Source organism: Paenibacillus sp. UNC217MF, assembly GCF_000686865.1.
Taxonomy (GTDB): domain Bacteria; phylum Bacillota; class Bacilli; order Paenibacillales; family Paenibacillaceae; genus Paenibacillus_B; species Paenibacillus_B suaedae.
The window spans coordinates 445,291-464,962 of the sequence record NZ_KK366027.1 but is presented as its reverse complement, the minus strand read 5'-3'; the positions used below and the strand labels follow the sequence as shown (position 1 = coordinate 464,962).

The following is a 19,672-nucleotide window of genomic DNA, read 5'->3' as shown; positions in this document are numbered from 1 at the left end:
CCATCGGCAGCCTTAGACCGTATCAATAAAGTTCTATACTGCCGATGGTTTATTGAACTAAGATAACTATAACTGTAGCGAGGAAGCAGTTTTATGGAACCTAAGGAGGAATTGAAACGTGCTTGAACTCGTGGAGAACATTTGTAACGTAGATGAGGAGTATTTTCAATACAATAAAGAATGGTGAGAACTGGCCTACTATAATGGAGAAATTGTAGGAGTTATCCAGCCTGTTGTATTTAAGGGATGCGAGAAGAGTGGATTGATGGAAGGGACGATTCATTATATAGGTGTCATCCCAAAATTCCGTGGGAAAGGATTTATTAATGATTTGCTTTTAAGGTCAACAAGAGTATTGCAAGAACTTGGAGTTTGGAGAATTTTTGCCGATACGGATGTGGAAAATATCCCGATGCGGAATGCTTTTGAGAAAGCAGGATACGAAAAAATAAAAAATGATACATAAAGGGATTACTCATACTATTATCCTCTAGTGCTGAACATAGGCTTGGAGTCCAGCACGTGCTCGGTCAAAGTCAATATGACAGTGAGGATACATAGGCCGATTCGGTTGGAGCAATGGTATACGTCCTGAGAACCATCTTCACGAATACCAACTGCAATATACACGGCCTCTTTGGAGACCGTTTCATGTTAATTTGAATATAGTACTAGAATTCCTTTATTTCATTACTGTTTGAAAAAATTGAACTATTCAAAGAATTTACAATTAAATTAAAAGTGTCAGACCTTGTCCACTGGGGAAAATGGGCGGTGTTTTTTATACTGAAATAGACTTTAGGAGATGTAATACTTCGATAAAAATCAAAAACTATTTCGGAGGAAGCATGATAATCATACTCACCTTCGATAAAAGCTATTGGAACCTTAAAGTTATTATAAGCAGAAAAATCAATTTCTGATACCTCGTGCCATAGCTTAACTATGGACTGCTCAGAACCTTTTAGTCGTTTTACACAATCCATTAATGAATAGTTTTTGGAAAAAATAAAATAGCGATATAATGAAAAATACGTATTTTTTCCATAAAGAGAAACACCTTGCTTGATTAGTTGACTCATAAAAAACATTAGATCAGAATACCAATTATTTTGATTAAATTTTGTGTTTAGAGAAGAAATTCTATTTTTAAGACGATGATTATCAATATGACTTACAATATATTCTTTACTTTTTTCAAACATTTTTTGCGAACAAATAACTTGTCCAACTCCAATATAAAAATGTATCAATTCGGGATAGGAAATAATGAATTTCATTCCAATAATGCTTCCCCATGAATGTCCCATTAAGCATATTTTCTCTTTTTTGAATTCAACAAGTAGTTTTTCAATTAAGACCTTCAAGTCAAGAACAAAATCATTAATAGAAATATGTTCATCTTCTCTAAACCTATAGTATGACTTCCCAGCACCCCTTTGCTCCCAAATGATTAAAGTATAGATTTCGGATAAATCTGAATTAAAATGCTCAACAAGAGGTAATGCTGCATCACCAGGTCCGCCATGTAAATATATTAAAATAGGATTATCCAAATTAGTACTTACTACTTGAACATATTGGTTAACACCATTTATGGTATACCATTTGCTGTAATTATACATTTTATCTCCCTACCTTTGTTGACACAGATGTGTCATATAAGTATAGTCTATATATGAAATAATTGATTTGCAATCAATGGAAACACATTGGTAGAAGGTGTGTCAGGAGAAAAAATGGGGAAAAGAGAAGATATAATTAATGGTCTATTTTCTGTGATGGAAAAATATGAATTTACACTGATTACGGTTACCCAAATAACGCAGGAAGCTAGCGTAGGAAGAAAAACCTTTTATAGATATTTTAAGAATAAAGAAGAAGTGCTTGAAGAATCTATAAATTTATTATTCTTAGAGTATTCTTCCTTTCAAGAAAATTATTTTTCTTCTAAATATGAAGTGCTAATTCATAATCATTTTTTATTTTGGAGTAATCATTTAACATTTCTTAAACTTATGTATAACAACGAACTAATGTTATATATTTTTAAGCAATATAAAAGGTATGTTCCCAAGATTAATAAAAATTATTTAACTGACAAAAAATTTAATCATATCACTGCAATTTATGCAAATGCGTTTACTACTGGAATATTTTGGTCAATGCTTTGCACATGGATAGAGAATGGAGCAAAAGAATCTCCCGCTGAATTAGCAAGTATATGTATACAGTTTTTGCAAAATAGAGTATAAGAAAATGGCTGCTACCAAAATAGAAATTGAAAAGTGAACTCGTGGCATTACTGCTTACGGGGCAAAAAAAGGAGTGTCTCAACGTGCCAATTTCGACGTTAAGACACTCCTTTTTATTACAAGTTGATTGGTAATGGTGCATCAGGTGCTACCAGTTGTTGTTCGCGCATTTCTTCCCAGAACGCTGCCGGAATTACTGTATTCAAGGCAGTTTTGTCTTCGGCAATTCGCTCTGGGCGGCTAGCACCAGGAATGACAGCAGCAACCGCCGGATTAGCTAATGAAAATTGCAAAGCAGCAGCCTTGATGCTGATTTGATATCGATCCGCAATGCTTTTGATTTGTTCGACTTTTGCCATAATTTCAGGAGATGCTTTTTGATATTCGAAGTGTGTACCTCCAGCAAGAACCCCAGAGCTATATGGACCACCAACGACAATGTCCATATTGTGTTTTACAGCCGCAGGCATTAACCGTTGCAGCGCACGCTCATGGTCGAGCAAGGAGTAACGTCCAGCAAGCAGTGTTATATCTGGTTTTACTTCTTCCAAGTCCAACAAGAGTTCAACTGGTTCTACTCGGTTTACGCCGAGTCCCCAACCTTTAATGACGCCTTCTTCACGCAAACGTGTAAGCTCACGGAATGCACCTGTTCGTGCTGTTTCAAATTGCGAAAGCCACTCATCCCCATAAAAGTCCTGCGCGACATCATGAATATATACAAAATCGATACGATCTGTTTGTAGACGTTTCAAACTGTCCTCGATCGAGCGAAGGGTTGCATCCGCGCTATAGTCATTGATGATTTTATTTTTACGGCCGAATTCGAAAAGCCCACCTTTTTCACCTAAATCACGTGCAGATGGATCTTCCAATTCATCCGAAATAATTCGACCTACTTTTGTACTCAACACATACTCATCACGATTTCTTTTCGACAGTGCTTCGCCAAGACGAATCTCTGCCAACCCTGATCCATAAAGAGGAGCAGTGTCAAAGTAACGAATGCCACTTTCCCAAGCCGCATCTACTGTTGCGATTGCTTCTTCTTCTGGGATGTTCCGGTACATATTACCTAGCGGTGCAGTACCAAAACCTAGTTTACCTTGCAGTATATTTCTCATTTGAATAAACCCTCCTAAGATTTGTTCTGCATCGAATTGAAAAACTGATGAATCAGTAAACGATACTGACAAGATGGTTATGATATAATTCGAATAAAAAGAGGAGAATGTATTGGTGTTTTCAAGGGAAAGTTTAGAAAAGAACCAAATCGGCGTGTATGCAGTGACATTACTTGTAGGAGGGGGAGTGGGCTTAGTCAGTCCACGCTTAGGAGGCTTGCTAGAACCATTGGTTTCATTTGCGATTGCAATCCTTTTATTCAGCATGTTTTGTCAGATTCCATTTCTGAAATTAGGAGAAGCACTCGGGAATAGACGTTTCATAGGGGCTTTACTGCTTGTGAATTTTATCTTAATTCCATTGCTTGTACTCCTATTAATTCAGATTTTCCCTCAGTCTGGACCCGTTCTGATTGGAGTTTGCTTGGTACTGCTAACTCCATGTATCGATTATGTCATTGTCTTTACTCAATTGGGCAAAGGGAATGAAAAGTTAATTCTTGCGTCTACCCCAATACTTTTTGTTGTTCAAATGATTATGCTGCCTATATATCTGTGGCTATTCATTGGTGCTGAGGCATCTGAGATCGTAAGAGTCGGTCCATTTGTTGAAGCTTTTGTTTACTTAATTATAGTTCCTTTATTCTTTGCATTACTCATTCAATATGTAGCCAGAAGAAATCCACGCGGCATGAAAACACTAGACTTTACCGCATGGCTGCCTGTCCCGCTTATGGCACTTGTTCTCTTCATGGTGATAGGCTCTCAAATTGATAGGGTCGTTAAGGATTTTGATGTGATTATTGCTGTTATACCTATTTATGTATTATTCCATATCATTTCTCCGGTATTTTCACGAATCATATCGGCTGTTTTTCGTATAGGTCCTTCAGAGGGGAGAGCACTTATTTTCAGTGCTGGAACACGCAATTCGCTTGTTGTACTTCCTCTTGCGCTTACCTTGCCAGGGGAGATGGCTACCATAGCAGCGTCTGTGATCGTAACCCAAACCATTATTGAACTGATAGCGGAGCTTATGTATATAAAAGTAGTACCTAATTTTATTTACCGAGATGTAAAGGGAATATAAATATAGATTGAGGACAGAGGCGGCCGGACAGCAACGATCGGCTGCCTTTTTCATCTAAACATCTGTCATTATAGGTACCTCTCTCATGCTCGGCACGTTCGTTGCCAAGAGACTGGTGGAGCGTATGAGTATTGCCTCATTCCGATATGTATTGGATGTTCTCCTCTTGTGTTCAGGACTTTCGATGCTGTGGACTGGATTCGCTCTGTAGTGATAGTTCGACAATATAACGGAATTTTCTGCACTAATATTTACTTTACAATTCACAAAATAGTTCAACAGAACCTCATCTGTTTAAATATGGAATGTTATAATCATTATCAGTGATGGGTACTTACCCCATCAAACATTCTCACTCCAGGAGGGGTTGCCAATTGTTCAAGAAATCATTAATGATCACTTCAATGGCCGCTGTTCTATTTTGTAGTGCGATACTTCCGGCAACACAAGCATTTGCTGCTGCAAAACCTGCACCTGTAACATCAGTAGCCGTTAAAGTTATGGATGGACAAGCTGAAGCTTCCGGAAAATTGGGTGTGCTGGTTAGAGGTGCTCTTGGTGTAATTAAGGGATCTGTTACTACTGGTGGTGAAGTACTCTACAATGTTGCAAAATGGCTTAATAAAGATACAGCAAAATATTTTTCCAACAACTCCAGCAAAATCATTGAAGGTATCGATAATGCAATAGCCAAAATCGATACGACAAAGGATTATGCGACTGAAGACATCAGTACCATTGTTCTCGATGGCCTTCGCATGGCAGGAGTTCCTGATTCATACGGTGTACCAATTGCTGAAGCAATTGCTACGACAGTTGACTGGCTTCTGCTGTAATTAACTTTGGTTAATTCAAAACCAATCTCCTGCCCGGTTATTACAAACCGTATGGGGGATTGGTTTTTGTGATATAAGCAGCTGCTTATACTTTCTTCTTTGCGACTTCTTGATATAATGTCTCCAGATGCTGCTGAGCGTCTCGAAGTTCATCTTTTCCCCTTAATGTAATATCGTACTGGGAAGCTGTGATAGTTAAATAGCCTTCGTTCGTCAGATGATCCAGCTCTTGTTTTATTTGCTGTGGACTAAATTGATAGCCGTGGCTGTTAATCTCAGGTTGGATCTCCTCAGGTGTAAGTGCATGTTGATTCGCATGATACAACAGGTGGATTCGTGTAAATGCGTTTTCAAAATCAGAATGCATGGTGAAAAATCCCCTTTTCATAAATGGTATTCAATCATAGTTATCATTGTTTTTCTATCCCTTCATTATGCATTCCCCCGATGAAACAGTTGAAATATATACCGGATCATGGTTAAACTTCTTGTAAGATCAGCTTGTATTCACTCTACAATAATCAACGGGGTATCAAACATGACAAAAACAATCTTAATTGTCGAAGACGAACATATATTGCGGGAAATTATGAAAGATTATTTTAGTAGCGAAGGATATAACGTTCTAGAAGCAGGGGATGGCAAAGCAGCATTACAACTATTTCAGGAAAATAACGTGGATCTGCTTATCCTTGATATTATGCTGCCAGAATTAGATGGCTGGTCCGTATGTCGTCGAATTCGCAAAACTTCAAATGTACCGATTATTATGCTAACCGCTCGCGTCGATGAAGATGATACACTGCTTGGATTTGAACTGGGTACGGACGATTACGTTACCAAGCCTTACAGCCCACCAATCTTACTCGCTCGAGCGAAGAGATTGCTAGAAAACCGACAAATGCAAGAAATGGACAACGAAATCATCTCTAGTAGCGGCATTTCAATCTATGTGCAGTCTCGCACGGTTACAGTAGACGGAGTTAGCTGTGGCTTAACTCATACTGAATTTGAAATATTAACATACTTAATGAAGCATAAAGGGATTATTATCACGCGCGAACAATTGATAACAAGAATATGGGGATATGACTTTGAAGGCGATGAACGGACGGTAAACAGTCATATTCGGAATTTGCGTCAAAAACTAGGGGACAAATCTGATTGCATCGTAACGGTTGTTCGGTCTGGCTATAAATTTGAGGAGATAACATGAAAAAAGGTATCGTATTCAAATTATTTGTGTTAACAACCGCATTATGTTTACTCATCCTCGGCATCATTTATTTTGGCCAGACCGTATTTTTCAAGAAATATTATATTCACCAAAAGGTAGAGAATGTGAAAGCAAGCCTTGAAGCATTCGCTCAAAACTATGCTAACCCAGACAATCACACGGTAGAGATACAGCGGTTGGAACAGGAATTTTATCGAGAGCATAATACATGGGTAACTGTACTGGATCAACTCGGCAATATTAAAGGAAGCATTGATGACTCCTCAATCGAAATTGAAATAAATGGTGTTAGCGGTGGGAATTACGCGACCAAAACCATCACAATCCCTTTATATAGCTTTACTGATTTTCAGGGAATCCGACAAGGACATGAATTTCTACGAAAAGGAACCGACGCCGTAATTCAAGTCCTTAGAAAAGGGACAGAAGTTATTCCTTATCGAATGAGCATATATAACTTCGCACTTACGTGGGAGAATAATCAAATCGCAAAAAAAGAGCATGAGCTTTTTCCAAATGGATATGAAGGAGATAAGAATGCTGGGAAATTCCCTGTATTTTCCCTATACGGAACCATAACGAAAACGAAGCTTCCTGCAAAAAATGAACCTATACGATTTATTTATTCGAACCACCTGTTCTTAGACCGAATCAGAGCATTTCAAGCGGAATTGCTGGTGAAGAATGCAGAGGAGGCAGCAGCTACATTAGAAGGTACGTACGAAGAGAATGATATCAAATATAAACAGTTTGTTTTGCCTATAAAAGACAAAGAGGGGAAGGACGCTTATCTATTTGCAATGACCTCCCTGCAGCCAGTTGATGAAGCTGTACAGATGATCCAGGATTATTATCTTTATCTCATTGTATTCGTTCTGGTTCTTATATTGCTGGCCTCGTTCTATTATTCTAAAGGTATCGCAAGACCTTTATTGCGAATTAATCAAATGACCAAGAAAATAACGGAGCTGGATTTCTCTGAAAAGCTTCCGATTACGTCAAAGGATGAAATCGGGGATCTCTCCCGCAATATTAATGAGTTATCGGACACGTTACATTCCTATATCCAAAAGCTTCAGCATGACATTGAAAAAGAAAAGCAATTGGAGCATACACGCAAGGAATTCATTTCCGGTGTATCGCATGAATTGAAAACCCCTCTGAGTGTCATCCAGAGTTGTCTGTCGATCTTGAAGGATGGGGTAGCGAACCACAAGAAGGATTATTACTTTGCTGCGATGGAAAGTGAAGTGAAGAGGATGGATCTTCTCATCGTGGACATGTTGAAATTAGCGAAATATGAATCAGGTACCTATAAAATACAACTAGACACGTTCCGTATCGATACAGTCATTGAAGAATCATGTAAGAAGCTCTCTACAGAAATTGCTGGGAAGAAATTGAGTTTACATGTATCTCTTGTTCCGGTCGAAGTCGTGGCCAATCAACTCCTCATCGGTCAAGTAATCGTCAACTTTATCACGAATGCGATACGCTACACACCTGAGGGGGATTCCATACATATATCCATGAATGAGGAGCAGGAATCGGTAAAGATATGTATTGAAAATACAGGTGTCCATATTCCTTCAGAGAAAATCGAGAAAATATGGGATCGCTTTTATCGTGGAGAAGCCTCCCGCCATCGTTCTACTGGGGGGACTGGCCTTGGACTGGCCATTTCCAAAAAAATATTGGAATTGCATGAAGTCGATTATGGCGCATGTAATACAACGGACGGTGTTCTCTTCTATTTCTACCTGAAGAAAAGCAATTATTAAATAAGCCTAACCCATTCAGATTCGTTATATATGCGAGCAGTTTCTTGATAATATCAAGAACTGCTCTTTTTTTATTTGATATCAATCTCGTCTGCACTTTATCTGCATCTCTCCACATTAAACTATCCATTGTTATGAGATAAGGACGTCACGTACATTAATGGACAAAAAGTGAGTCACAGGAGGGGTAGAAGATTATGTTGAACACATGGAAAACGATACTTCTGGCTGGGATGATTGTTGTCTCCTTAACAGCTTGTGTAAATCAAAATGGTGGGGCATCTCTGCAGGAAGGTGATACAGAAACGTCAGCAAACAAAGACGCAAAAACACTAAAAGAAGCCTCAACATCAATGAATGAAAATGATGAACTGAAAGCATTATTCAACAAAAGTGTTTTCTTTGGCGACTCCATTACAGAAGGATTTATGTTTCATGATGTTTTGGACATCAGGAATGTATTTGGAGAGGCCGGAAAAACAGCCTTTTTCGCCTTAAAAGACAATGACGTGGCCAAACTGGTCGAGAGAAATCCGGAACATCTATTTATCGCACTCGGCTCAGATGACATCCTTTGGCCGACGGAGAATCCATTACAGTTCGCGATTCAACAATACGGTTTGCTGCTCGATAAAATGAAAGAGGAGCTCCCTCATACCAAAATAACGATATTGTCGGTGACCCCGGTAACAGAGAAAGCGTTAAAAGAAGAGCCGAGGTACTCCAATATTGCCGCGTACAATCAAATGTTAAAAGAACTGGCTGGCAAAAAACAAGTGAAGTATGTAGATGTGTCCTCTATTGCTGAGCAGAATCCAGCCCTCTATGATGAGGACGGCATTCATTTCAAAGCTGAATTTTATCCGCTTTTGCTCGATTTTCTGAAAGGCGAACTGTAATACGCTTCTCATGAAGGAGGTCGACAAGCGTTGGTATTCAGCAGTCTGATTTTTTTGTACTTCTTCTTGCCGATAACACTTCTGATTTATTTTATAACACCGAATCAGCTGCGTAATGCAATTTTGATTGTAGCAAGCTTAGTGTTCTATGCATGGGGAGAGCCTGTTTACATCTTTCTCATGCTCTTTTCAACGGTAATCGATTATGTGTATGGGCTGCTTATTGATAAATATCGGTATCGAAAAAGCACAGCTAGAGCGTTATTGGTCTGTTCCCTTGTCGGAAATCTTGGGATTCTCGGTTTCTTTAAATACTACGGATTTCTGGTAGAGAACATCAATTCTTTGTTCGGCTTGCATTTCGAAGTGACGACACTTCCGCTCCCTGTCGGCATTTCCTTTTACACGTTCCAGACCATGTCTTACATAATCGACGTGTATCGAGATAAAGTTCCCGTTCAGAAAAATCTCATCGCTTTCGGTACCTATGTGACGATGTTCCCACAGCTAGTTGCAGGGCCTATCGTTGCATATGGTGATGTATCGAAACAACTCGCAAACCGCCAGATTACAATATCGTTATTTGGGGAAGGAACGCAATTATTCATTCGAGGACTTGCAAAAAAGGTACTGCTTGCAAATCATATCGGCATGCTCTGGTCAAGCATCAAAGCTACAGCTATGTCTGAAGTGACAGTAGCAACTTCCTGGATCGGTATCCTTGCCTTTACGTTGCAAATCTACTTTGATTTCAGCGGGTATTCGGATATGGCACGTGGTCTTGGAAAAATGTTCGGCTTTGAGCTCACAAAGAACTTCAACTATCCGTATATAGCAACCAGCGTGTCAGAGTTTTGGCGTAGATGGCATATGTCACTAGGATCATGGTTCCGAGAGTACGTATATATTCCTTTAGGCGGGAACAGGGTAGGGATCGTAAAGCAGCTTCGCAATTTGTTTGTTGTGTGGTTTCTGACCGGTTTGTGGCATGGTGCAAGCTGGAATTTTATCATATGGGGCCTTTATTTCGGATGCTTTATTGTGATGGAGAATCTGTTCCTGCACAAATGGTTGCAGCATCTCCCTCGTGGAATAGGGAATTTATATACACTTCTCATTGTCATGGTTGGATGGGTATTCTTTGATCTTGATCGTTTATCAGCAGCCCTAGCATATGTAGAGGCTATGTTTGGCTTAGGCATACACCATTTTGTTGATAACAACACTTATTATTACTTGTCGACGAATCTCATTATATTGCTGCTTGCGATCCTGGCAGCGACGCCATTGCCGAAGAAGATGTTTTTAGCACTAAAGCAAAGATACCCATTTGGGAGCGCAATTTTATCGCCAATCCTGCATGTTCTGTTCCTGTTTCTTTCTACAGCCTATTTGGTCAATGACACGTATAATCCCTTCTTATACTTTCGATTTTAAGAAGTCGTACATCACAATTTACTGAGGAGGTGATTTCTTTTGAATCGTTATGACAAGTTGTCTCAGTCTGTTATCGCTATATTGTTTCTTTCATTAATCGGCCTTGTTCTGATACTCAACCTGATCTTGCCGAAGCGGGAATTCTCAGAGTCAGAAAATCGGAAGCTTGAGCAGTTACCTGCGTTTTCGTTTCACAGCTTTATTTCGGGGAGGTTCACCTCCAACTTTGAAAAGTTTATAACGGATCAATTCGTAGCTAGAGATGTATGGGTTGGTATAAAGTCTAATGCGGATCAAGCGATAGGTAAAAAAGAAAGTAACGGTGTGTACCTTGGTAAAGACGGCTATTTAATTCAGAAATTCTCTGTAATGAAAACAGGAGCGCTTGAAGAGAAAATCCAATCGATCAATGCCTTTCATACAGAGACACCTGAACTTAATAAGTATGTGATCCTTGCTCCGACCGCTGTTAGTGTGATTCAAAGCAAGCTCCCTAAATACGTATCTGAGAATCGAGAGCTGGATGCTCTACATACCGTAAAAACATCATTGAATCCAAGCATTCGCTATGTCGATGTATACCCTGCACTGTCTTCGCATCAGAATGAATCGATCTACTATAAAACTGATCATCATTGGACAAGTAAGGGTGCTTACTATGCGTACCAACAGCTAGGCAATTGGATGGGATACAAGCCGATGAAGGAAGCGGAATTCGACATACGAACGGTAGCGAACGATTTCTATGGCTCCTTATATTCAAAGAGCGGATTTCGGAATTTGCACTCGGACAGTATAGATTTGTATGTACCAAAGAATGAAGGGAAGGTTACCGTCGATTATGTCGAAGAGGAACAGTCCACGAATTCGATGTATGCGATGGACAATGTGAAGAAGAAGGACAAGTACACTGTGTTTTTTAACGGCAATCATTCTCTTATTCAGTTGAAAACAAGTCATTGGGAAGGGAAGAAGCTGCTAGTGGTCAAGGATTCCTATGCAAACAGCTTCGTGCCTTTTTTAACATCGCATTTCAGTGAAATTTATATGGTTGACCTTCGCTATTATGAAGGAGATGTAGCAGCGCTTGCGAGGCAGTATCAAATCCATGACATGTTGATTCTGTATAACATGAATACATTCATTGAAGATCCATCGATCAATTATTTAACGAACGAAGAAGGGTAAAGGAGGAGCGGAATCATACCCATGAACATTTATCATTATATTGCTAAAAATAAACGATTCTTCGCATTGCTCATATTCATCTTTGCAATTAGCGTGTTATCGGGATGTGCTTCGGAGCAGTCAGACATCAACGTGTCTGCTGCCAAGATAGAGCATCAGATGAAACAATCAGTCAAGTTGGATAAGCTGAAAAAAGGGGACGCGCATAAGCTGAAGAAGCTGTACGACCTTGGTTCGGAACAAGTTGAAGACTTCCTGCTATATACTGCTTCCTCTAACGTTAGAGCGGATGAAATTGTTGTTATTAAAGTGAAAGACGAAAAGCAAATAGACAGTGTCAAGGCAAGTATTACAAAAAGAATCGATGCTCAAGCCGTTAAATTCAAAGATTATCGCCCTGATGAATATGCTCTGCTTGAAAAACATGTACTCAAGGTGAAGTCTCACTATGTTCTGTTTGTGGTCTCAGCTGATGCTGAGCAGATCGAAAAGGCATTTGACTCGGCATTAGAGTAAAACACGTTATGGTTTTCTTGTACACTTAGCAGCAAACTTATGTTACCATCAAATAGGTATTATATTCCATAAGGACTCATAACGTCAAAAATAGATTGTTGAGGTAACCCTAAATAAATCAGTGGAGATGTCCATGATCAAAATACTTGTGGTGGATGACGAGAGCAGCATCCAGGCGGCCTTAGTGTACGCGCTGAGCAGGGAAGGTTATGAAGTGGAGACGGCTGCGGACGGTAAGGAGGCCATGGAAAAGGTGGAGACGTTCTCACCTGACGTAATGGTGCTAGATGTCATGATGCCTTGTGTAAGCGGTTATGACGTATGCCGCAAGCTGGATGGACAGCCGCGGCCTGCGATTCTGCTGCTTACTGTCAAGAATGATATTGTCGATAAAGTGCTGGGGCTGGAGCTGGGCGCTGACGATTTCATGACCAAGCCTTTTGATATGCGGGAGCTGCTGGCCAGAGTCAAGGCTCTATCACGCCGGGGAGGCTATGTACATCAAATGCAGCAGGAGCAGCAGGAGGATTTACTGAGACTAGGAGATTTGACCGCAGAGATATTCAGCCGCACGGTAACTATCGAAGGAGAACTGCTGGATTTAACGCCTAAGGAATTTGAACTGCTGGTCTTGCTGATGCGCAATCCGGGGCGGGTCTATTCACGGGAAATGCTGCTGGAGAAGGTGTGGGATATGGATTTTGCGGGCGGTACTCGTACCGTAGACATCCATGTGCAGCGTCTGCGCAAAAAGCTGGGCAGTCACAACGGGCTTATTCAGACCGTGTACGGAATCGGCTATAAAAGCATGGGGTCACCCTAGATGACCGGAAGATTTCGGCTGGGTCTGAAGGGGAAAATGTCTTTGTTGCTTGCTTTGCTGCTCGTTTTTGTAGTGACCTGCCTGAGCGTGCTGGTGCTGAGCGGCATCCGGGAGAACCAGCGAACCATGTTGGAGCAGTCTTTTACCCGGCAGGTTGAAGCTGCCAATCTGCGCGTGCGGGAGGAATATCTGACTGATGGCAGGATGCCGCCGGATCAGTTTATGAAGCAGATGGGTCAACGGCTGGCCGTGGATTTGGGCGCACAAAGCGGTATGGCGGTGACGATGTATACAGTGGATGGCTCCATTGCCGGCACCTCAGTGCCATTTCAGCCACAGGCAGATGTGCAGGATGCGCTGCAATTTACAGCACAGGGGCAGTCGGCGTACATTACTGAAGGGGATCAGCTGTTGTTTCTTGCTCCTCTGTACAATGCCGATCAGCGCCTTGGCACGGTGCAGTTTCATGCTTTGCTCACCGAGCAAAATACGTTTTACGCCCAGATTCGCCGGTTGTTTCTATTTGCCGGAGGCATCGTGCTAGGTGTCGGTTTTCTCATCGGTTACTTGTATGTCCGGCGGCAGGTTAATGTCATTGACAAGATGAACAGGGCGGCAGCGCAAATTGGGCAAGGCAATTATCTATCGGCCCCTTCGGTAGTCAGAAAGGATGAGCTGGGTGAGCTGGCACATGGAATCTATGAAATGAGCAGAAGCATCTCGACGTCAGTCGGTGCTTTGCATGAAGAAAAGCAGAAGCTGGTAGAGACCGTGGGGCGACTACGAGAACTGGAGCGGCAGCAAAAGCAGTTCATCGGCAATATCAGCCATGAGCTGAAGACGCCGTTAACCTCGATAATCGCCTACGCCGATTTGTTGAATATGTACAGCGATGATCCTGCCCTGTTGGATGATGCCGGAAGGCGCATCCATAAGGAGGCACAGAGGTTATACAGTCTTGTGGAGAAGGCAATACAGCTGTCAGCGATGGATGTTTACGAGTTTGAGACACATGCGAAGGCGGTTCCGCTGCAGCCATTGCTGGAGGAAGCAGTGGCCCAGCTGCAAGGAAAGGCGGATAGCTGCAGGGTTACGATCCTTACTTCGCTTGCTGCAGGTGAGGTGTGGGCTGATCCAGAGAACGTGATGCACATCATGCTAAATTTACTGGACAATGCGGTGAAATATAACCGGCCAGGCGGACATATTCACCTGCTTAACTACACTATAGCGCCAGCAGACGAAGCACACCGGATGATTATCGAGGTTGCCGATACAGGAATCGGTATCCCGGAGGAAGCTGTATCCTGCATTTTCGATCCGTTTTATACGGTCAGCAGAGACCGATCCAGAACCAGCGGCGGGACAGGACTTGGGTTAGCGTTGGTTCGCAATCTGGCCGAAAAGCAAGGAGGAACTGTACAGCTTGCCAAGACGGGAGCGGACGGTTCGCTGTTCAGGGTCGAGCTTCCACTACATGCTTCGAATGAAAAGGTCAATCTATACACCAATGACAAAGGCGAAGCCCGGAATGAATGAAATCATCCGGGCTCTTCACAATGGTTAAGCGTTCATCTGATTCCAGCTTTCTGAATTGTTTACAAGTTCGTTACAAGCCAGATATATTTGCGCAATATTGCCTCACTATTCTAAGGGCATGGGGGAGCTTGCAGCCGGTTGGTTCGGAAGGTGACAACAACTGGATCAAGCGACCTGGGTCCGAATAACATTTTGAAGCAGGAGGACCCCGATGAAGATCAACGAAGGAATATACATCGCCGGACTGCTTGCCGCGACTTTGCTGTCAGCTGGCATCTTATTCGGCTGTGATGCAGAGCAGAAGAGCAGTACGCTGGTTACAACAGGCCAAATCAGCACTGGAGATGGAGGAGAAAAACGTGAACTGACAGTGGTCAAGGAGAGCAAACCGCCTGCTGAGCAGGGAATTGCCGTTCAGCATATACACCGGATTGATGGCGCAAATATAGAGAAATGGCTGTCAGACCATGAACTGGATATCCAAGTAACCACGTTGGAGAAGCAGGCCACCGCTGCGAATGAAGCGCAATATAGCTACCGCCGATTCCGTTTTGATCTGGAGACTGGAAAGCGGCTGAGCATCAAGGAACAGACAGGAGCGGGAAAGGAAGAGTTCATCAAAGCATTCCTATCCCCTGATGGGAAATACAGCTTCATTCAGACTTGGAAGAATAAATATGAGGCTGTAAATGCGATCAAAAATATGGCTACAGGGGAGCAGCGTGAAGTCGCGGTCGACAATTATATGGAAGTAGGCGGTTGGCTCAATTCTGCCTCCTATATTCTAGCAGCCGGTTCGAAGGAGGGGCGAGGCGAGATATGGAACATATCCGTAGACGGTACCCGGGAAAAGATCGAGCTGAAGGATTCCGAAATAGAGTGCTTCACCGAATTTGCTGTGGGTAACGGAATGATATATTACACAGATGCTAAAAGCCGCCTGAAAAGCTTCACCCCCACACGTTCTAAGCCAAACCTACTTGCAGCTGATGTCTCCACCTTAAGCCTGTCTCCTGACAGTCAGCGGATTGCCGTCTCCACGGCGGGCAGCGGCGGGCAGGGAGAATCGCGCCTGCTCATATACGATACGGGTGGTCATTTGCAAGGCTTGCTCATTGGCAAAGGTGATCTATTGTCCCACCAAACCTGGTCTCCCGATTCCTCCAAGCTGGCCTTCGCTGTTTATACCGAGGATAAGGGCGGCATGAATGGGATTTATATTTTTGATACAGTCTCCGGTAAGGTTTCGCCGCTAGGGTTACCGTATTATCCGGCATACCCGCTAAGCTGGAACCCTTCCGGCTCCAGGCTGGGTATCACCGTGGATGACAAAGAGAAGCTTGCCGTAACCCATATTGTCGATTTCAAAAAATGAATTTGTTCAATAAAAAGGAGAGATTCGTTGTGAAAAAAGTACTTCTGTCCACTATCGTATTGGGAATGACTCTATCGGGAGCCGCCGGTGTATATGCCGGAAGCAAGCTGGAGAATATCAACGCTTATCTCAATCACGGCATTATCTTTAAAGTAAACGGATCCGATCAGTCCTTAACAGACAGTAATGGCAATCGGCTGGTGCCGATCACCTATCAAAATACGACGTATTTGCCTGTGCGGGTCATTTCCGACATGACTGGAATCAATGTCGGGTATGATGCAGCCAGCCAGCAGATTCGGCTGGAAACGAAGCAGACAGGCGATAGCCAGCCAGCAGGGGAATGGACAACGGTCAATTACAATAAAGCACAGATAAAGGCGATCAAAGAGGCTTACGCCGATTTTGAATCTTTTGAGACGGCCTATGCTCCTAAGCAAATGGCCAAAAACGACAGCTATGTTAAAGTGGGAGCGACAGAGGATGGAGTCAACCTGATCTTTAAACATATGATCGTTAATGTGTCGCCACGGGATTATTCCTCCGACTATAAATTCAAGGAGGTAAAGCTGTCCAATGGCGTCAACGCTAAGTGGTATACACCTTCAGATACGCCACTGCTGAGTTTCAAACTGGACGACCGGACGGTGACGCTCAGCTCCCCTGACGGTTCACTGAGCAGCAGCCAAATCGAAAAGGTAGCTGTTAGTGTAGCTAAACTGACTAATAATTAATAAGATCCCCCTGATGAAGTTGACATCAGGGGGATTTGTTTTGACACCGTTAAACCTTTAAAGAACTGTTTACACAAAGTATCAGATAAGGTAATATATAGATGTTAAATATATAAAAATTACCATTACAAGCCCCTTTATGGAAGGCGGTGGAGGCTTGTATCGGAGATAATCGGCGAATTCAACCCGTTGCCCATCAAGATATGTCACCTAGTATCATTACTTCTTTAATAAGACAGAATCCTTGTTGATGTAGAGAAACCTAAGAAGGAGGCATAATGATGGAGGAAGATGTACGCAGCGAGAAACATATCGTGAAGAAGGCGATATTCTCAACTGAGATACGAAAGAAAGTACAAAAGCTGCAGAAAAGGAACAATTGGTATAATTTTTTCGCAATTAGCTACGACTGGCTGATTATTGCAGGAGGTATCTATCTCGCTAAAGCTTATCCAAGCTGGTGGATGTATTTGATTAGTCTCTGCTTAATTGGCAGTAGGATGAGAGCCTTCGACAACTTAATGCACGAGGCTAGTCATATTCTGTTATTCGAGAACCGCAACCTGAATAAGTGGATGGCTTGCTTTTTTGTAGCATTTCCTGTATTCACTTCCTACACGACTTATTGCAAATCACATTACATGCATCACAAGCACCTGTGGGATCCAGAATATGACCCAGATACGAAACGCTACGCGTTGATCGGGCTGGATAAGCCACAGGACAGTATCAAACAGTTTCTGATTCGTCACATCCTCAAGCCCTTAACCCTAACACATGTTCCCAAGTATATTTACGGTACGATTCGCGTAAACATCCTTTCCAAGGAAGAACCACGGTCAGAAAAGCTTGCCAAATCAATTTATTGGCTTACAATAATAGCAAGCAGTATTTCTTTCGGTTTTTGGAAAGAACTTTTATTATTCTGGTTTGTGCCATTGCTAACGACCTTTCAAATTTTTCGATATTGGGCTGAGATGGCAGAACATTCCGGTCTGAAGACAGACAATGAACTGTACGCAAGCCGCAACACGTTCGGCAATCCAATTGAACGTTTTTTAATTCACCCCCACCACGACAATTTCCACCTAGTTCATCACCTATTTCCGGCTGTACCTCATTACAACTTGAAGAAAGCCCATATAATGCTAATGGAGGACGAGGAATATAGGAAGGCGCATCACTGTACTGGATTTTTTAAATCATTTGTTCCCGGCTTCTTTAGCGCCATCGAAGACATCTGTGGAAGGCACTTTGGCCGCAATAGCCGCAATAAAAGAATAGAATAGCATTTCAGCAGGACAATAGGAGGAAGGATCTTGACTGTTGCATTTTTTCATGGCGTCGCATTAGCTTTTGGTCTCATTATTCCACTTGGGGCGCAAAACGTATTCGTATTTAATCAAGGAGCATTGCAGAAGAGATTTTCACGAGCGTTACCCGTAATTCTAACTGCCGCATTATGTGACACCTTGCTAATCTTGCTGGCTGTGCTGGGTGTCTCACTCGTTGTGTTACAGCTTGCATGGCTGCAGCTTATTCTCTTTGGTGCTGGGCTGGTATTTCTAGTCTATATGGGATGGTCCGTCTGGAAGAGTGAGCCTCCTAACACGGAGCAGGACGGGAATGTATTAAATGCCAAGAAGCAGATATTGTTTGCACTTTCTGTCTCGTTGCTAAATCCTCATGCAATCTTAGATACGATAGGCGTCATTGGCACAAGTTCACTAAGTTATACGGGGAATGAAAAATTTGTATTCACTGTTGCCTGCGTCGTTGTATCTTGGTGCTGGTTTTTTGCGCTCGCGATTGCAGGGAAGGCCGTAGGAAAATTAGATAGCAATGGTAGGTTAATCCGTAATATCAATAAGATTTCGGCCATTATTATTTGGGCTGTCGCGATATATATATTAAAGCAACTGATTGAACAATTGATGGCTTGAGACTTGAGAGAGTCACATGTACTAGTTTGTCGGATGACAAGAACATAGTGACGTTAAAAAAACCGCTAAAATGCGGTTTTTTTCTTTATGTCATTATAAACAGGAAGCCGTTTAATATCATCATGGCCTTACCGCTTGTATATTGTGCAATATCAATCATTTATCCATCTTTATAAAAGCCTAGCTATTTTTAGAGCTAACTGGATTTTCAGTAATTCCTCTGCGATTTTCAAGTCAGTGTTTAGAATTTCATTGATTTTTTCAATGCGATAGATCAGCGTGTTTCTGTGGATGAACAATGTTTTAGCTGTTTCACTTATATTAAGATGGTTATGCTCTAACGTTACGATATAGCTCGTTCCGTGCAGCTGGTCATGTTCATAAACCTTACCAAGACTTTGAGTAAAGAAAGCTTCTAATTCCATCTCCTTAATATTGGAGTCTAAGATCGATTCTTTCTAGTTTGCATGTACGATGACGTTCGTACTCGATTCTTACTATAATAATGATGAATAGGGCATTCATTGTCAAAAAGGGCTGAGGTGAGTTATGTCAATTAGAGTCAAACTACTGCTGTCTTATACAGCGATGCTTATCATTAGCCTTTCCGTCTTTTTCTTGATTGCTGGTCTGTTCACGACTGCGGCGACAGGCGACATTCATAGCATTCGGGATTTCTATAAAGTCCATTACCAGCTTAATCCGCTGACAGAACAAGAAGAGTCGATCTTCCTCGGCGATGACATAGGATCCATGCGAGTTGAGAACCAGGGAGCCGGCGTGAATCTGGCTAATAGTAGTGGAGTGACACCATTGCAACATGCAAAAAAAACATGGGTACCAAGCAATGGTTGACGTTTTAACGAACGCCGGCGGGAAATAATCAATCGAAAAA

At 42.0% G+C, this 19,672-nt stretch carries 19 protein-coding genes and 2 pseudogenes; 17 read left to right on the top strand and 4 right to left on the bottom strand.

Annotation, left to right across the window (positions count from 1 at the left end):
- The first annotated feature begins 190 nt into the window (after positions 1-190).
- Positions 191-466, top strand: a complete 276-nt coding sequence (locus BP95_RS30815) for a GNAT family N-acetyltransferase (RefSeq protein ID WP_081676748.1) — start codon at positions 191-193, stop codon at positions 464-466.
- Between the two features lie 205 nt (positions 467-671).
- Here BP95_RS30815 and BP95_RS0118115 read toward each other — a convergent pair whose 3' ends face one another.
- Positions 672-1,625 carry an alpha/beta hydrolase gene (locus tag BP95_RS0118115; protein ID WP_021252303.1) on the bottom strand — a complete coding sequence of 318 codons (954 nt, stop codon included), beginning with the start codon at positions 1,623-1,625 and terminating at the stop codon, positions 672-674.
- 114 nt (positions 1,626-1,739) lie between these two features.
- On the opposite strand from BP95_RS0118115, the gene BP95_RS0118110 reads away from it, so the two are divergent.
- Positions 1,740-2,255 (top strand): TetR/AcrR family transcriptional regulator, encoded by a 516-nt coding sequence (locus BP95_RS0118110; protein WP_021252302.1) that lies wholly within the window; start codon positions 1,740-1,742, stop codon positions 2,253-2,255.
- 116 nt (positions 2,256-2,371) lie between these two features.
- On the opposite strand, the gene BP95_RS0118105 is transcribed toward BP95_RS0118110, so the two are convergent.
- The gene (locus BP95_RS0118105; protein WP_021252301.1) at positions 2,372-3,379 is read right to left on the bottom strand and encodes an aldo/keto reductase; all 1,008 of its coding nucleotides are present in this window, start codon (positions 3,377-3,379) and stop codon (positions 2,372-2,374) included.
- Between the two features lie 112 nt (positions 3,380-3,491).
- On the opposite strand from BP95_RS0118105, the gene BP95_RS0118100 reads away from it, so the two are divergent.
- Positions 3,492-4,469: an arsenic resistance protein gene (locus tag BP95_RS0118100; protein ID WP_197035305.1), complete on the top strand. Its 978-nt coding sequence runs from the start codon at positions 3,492-3,494 to the stop codon at positions 4,467-4,469.
- Positions 4,470-4,843: 374 nt separating this feature from the next.
- Positions 4,844-5,305 carry a hypothetical protein gene (locus BP95_RS30810; RefSeq protein WP_051614130.1) on the top strand — a complete coding sequence of 154 codons (462 nt, stop codon included), beginning with the start codon at positions 4,844-4,846 and terminating at the stop codon, positions 5,303-5,305.
- 85 nt (positions 5,306-5,390) lie between these two features.
- Here BP95_RS30810 and BP95_RS0118090 read toward each other — a convergent pair whose 3' ends face one another.
- Positions 5,391-5,672 (bottom strand): hypothetical protein, encoded by a 282-nt coding sequence (locus tag BP95_RS0118090; RefSeq protein ID WP_021252298.1) that lies wholly within the window; start codon positions 5,670-5,672, stop codon positions 5,391-5,393.
- Between the two features lie 171 nt (positions 5,673-5,843).
- On the opposite strand from BP95_RS0118090, the gene BP95_RS0118085 reads away from it, so the two are divergent.
- The 12 genes from BP95_RS0118085 (at position 5,844) to BP95_RS0118030 (ending at position 18,777) form a co-directional block, all read left to right on the top strand.
- Positions 5,844-6,521 carry a response regulator transcription factor gene (locus BP95_RS0118085; RefSeq protein ID WP_028532906.1) on the top strand — a complete coding sequence of 226 codons (678 nt, stop codon included), beginning with the start codon at positions 5,844-5,846 and terminating at the stop codon, positions 6,519-6,521.
- Positions 6,518-8,323, top strand: coding sequence for a sensor histidine kinase (locus BP95_RS0118080; protein ID WP_028532905.1), 1,806 nt, complete (start codon positions 6,518-6,520; stop codon positions 8,321-8,323). The genes BP95_RS0118085 and BP95_RS0118080 overlap by 4 nt, the downstream gene beginning before the upstream one ends.
- A gap of 197 nt (positions 8,324-8,520) precedes the next feature.
- A complete protein-coding gene (locus tag BP95_RS0118075) occupies positions 8,521-9,222 on the top strand; it encodes a GDSL-type esterase/lipase family protein (protein ID WP_028532904.1) in 702 nt (233 codons plus the stop codon).
- 30 nt (positions 9,223-9,252) lie between these two features.
- A complete protein-coding gene (locus BP95_RS0118070; RefSeq protein ID WP_028532903.1) occupies positions 9,253-10,659 on the top strand; it encodes an MBOAT family O-acyltransferase in 1,407 nt (468 codons plus the stop codon).
- A 39-nt stretch (positions 10,660-10,698) separates the two neighbouring features.
- A complete protein-coding gene (locus BP95_RS0118065; RefSeq protein WP_028532902.1) occupies positions 10,699-11,847 on the top strand; it encodes a DHHW family protein in 1,149 nt (382 codons plus the stop codon).
- Between the two features lie 21 nt (positions 11,848-11,868).
- Positions 11,869-12,363, top strand: coding sequence for a DUF4358 domain-containing protein (locus BP95_RS0118060; RefSeq protein ID WP_036667265.1), 495 nt, complete (start codon positions 11,869-11,871; stop codon positions 12,361-12,363).
- A 133-nt stretch (positions 12,364-12,496) separates the two neighbouring features.
- Complete coding sequence (locus BP95_RS0118055) at positions 12,497-13,186, top strand: response regulator transcription factor (protein ID WP_028532900.1); 690 nt, start codon at positions 12,497-12,499, stop codon at positions 13,184-13,186.
- Positions 13,187-14,725: a sensor histidine kinase gene (locus BP95_RS0118050; protein ID WP_028532899.1), complete on the top strand. Its 1,539-nt coding sequence runs from the start codon at positions 13,187-13,189 to the stop codon at positions 14,723-14,725. It begins immediately after the preceding gene.
- Positions 14,726-14,936: 211 nt separating this feature from the next.
- Positions 14,937-16,100: a TolB family protein gene (locus BP95_RS0118045; protein WP_028532898.1), complete on the top strand. Its 1,164-nt coding sequence runs from the start codon at positions 14,937-14,939 to the stop codon at positions 16,098-16,100.
- A gap of 29 nt (positions 16,101-16,129) precedes the next feature.
- Positions 16,130-16,834 (top strand): stalk domain-containing protein, encoded by a 705-nt coding sequence (locus tag BP95_RS0118040; RefSeq protein ID WP_028532897.1) that lies wholly within the window; start codon positions 16,130-16,132, stop codon positions 16,832-16,834.
- 281 nt (positions 16,835-17,115) lie between these two features.
- Positions 17,116-18,123: a fatty acid desaturase family protein gene (locus BP95_RS0118035; protein WP_036667261.1), complete on the top strand. Its 1,008-nt coding sequence runs from the start codon at positions 17,116-17,118 to the stop codon at positions 18,121-18,123.
- A gap of 30 nt (positions 18,124-18,153) precedes the next feature.
- On the top strand, positions 18,154-18,777 hold the full coding sequence (locus BP95_RS0118030) for a LysE/ArgO family amino acid transporter (protein ID WP_028532895.1): 624 nt from the start codon (positions 18,154-18,156) through the stop codon (positions 18,775-18,777).
- 170 nt (positions 18,778-18,947) lie between these two features.
- Here the strand turns inward: BP95_RS0118030 and BP95_RS0118025 are convergent.
- Positions 18,948-19,223, bottom strand: a pseudogene (locus tag BP95_RS0118025) (helix-turn-helix domain-containing protein); the annotation flags it as partial.
- 103 nt (positions 19,224-19,326) lie between these two features.
- On the opposite strand from BP95_RS0118025, the pseudogene BP95_RS32645 reads away from it, so the two are divergent.
- A pseudogene (locus BP95_RS32645) lies at positions 19,327-19,512 on the top strand (two-component sensor histidine kinase); the annotation flags it as partial.
- Between the last annotated feature and the right edge of the window lie 160 nt (positions 19,513-19,672).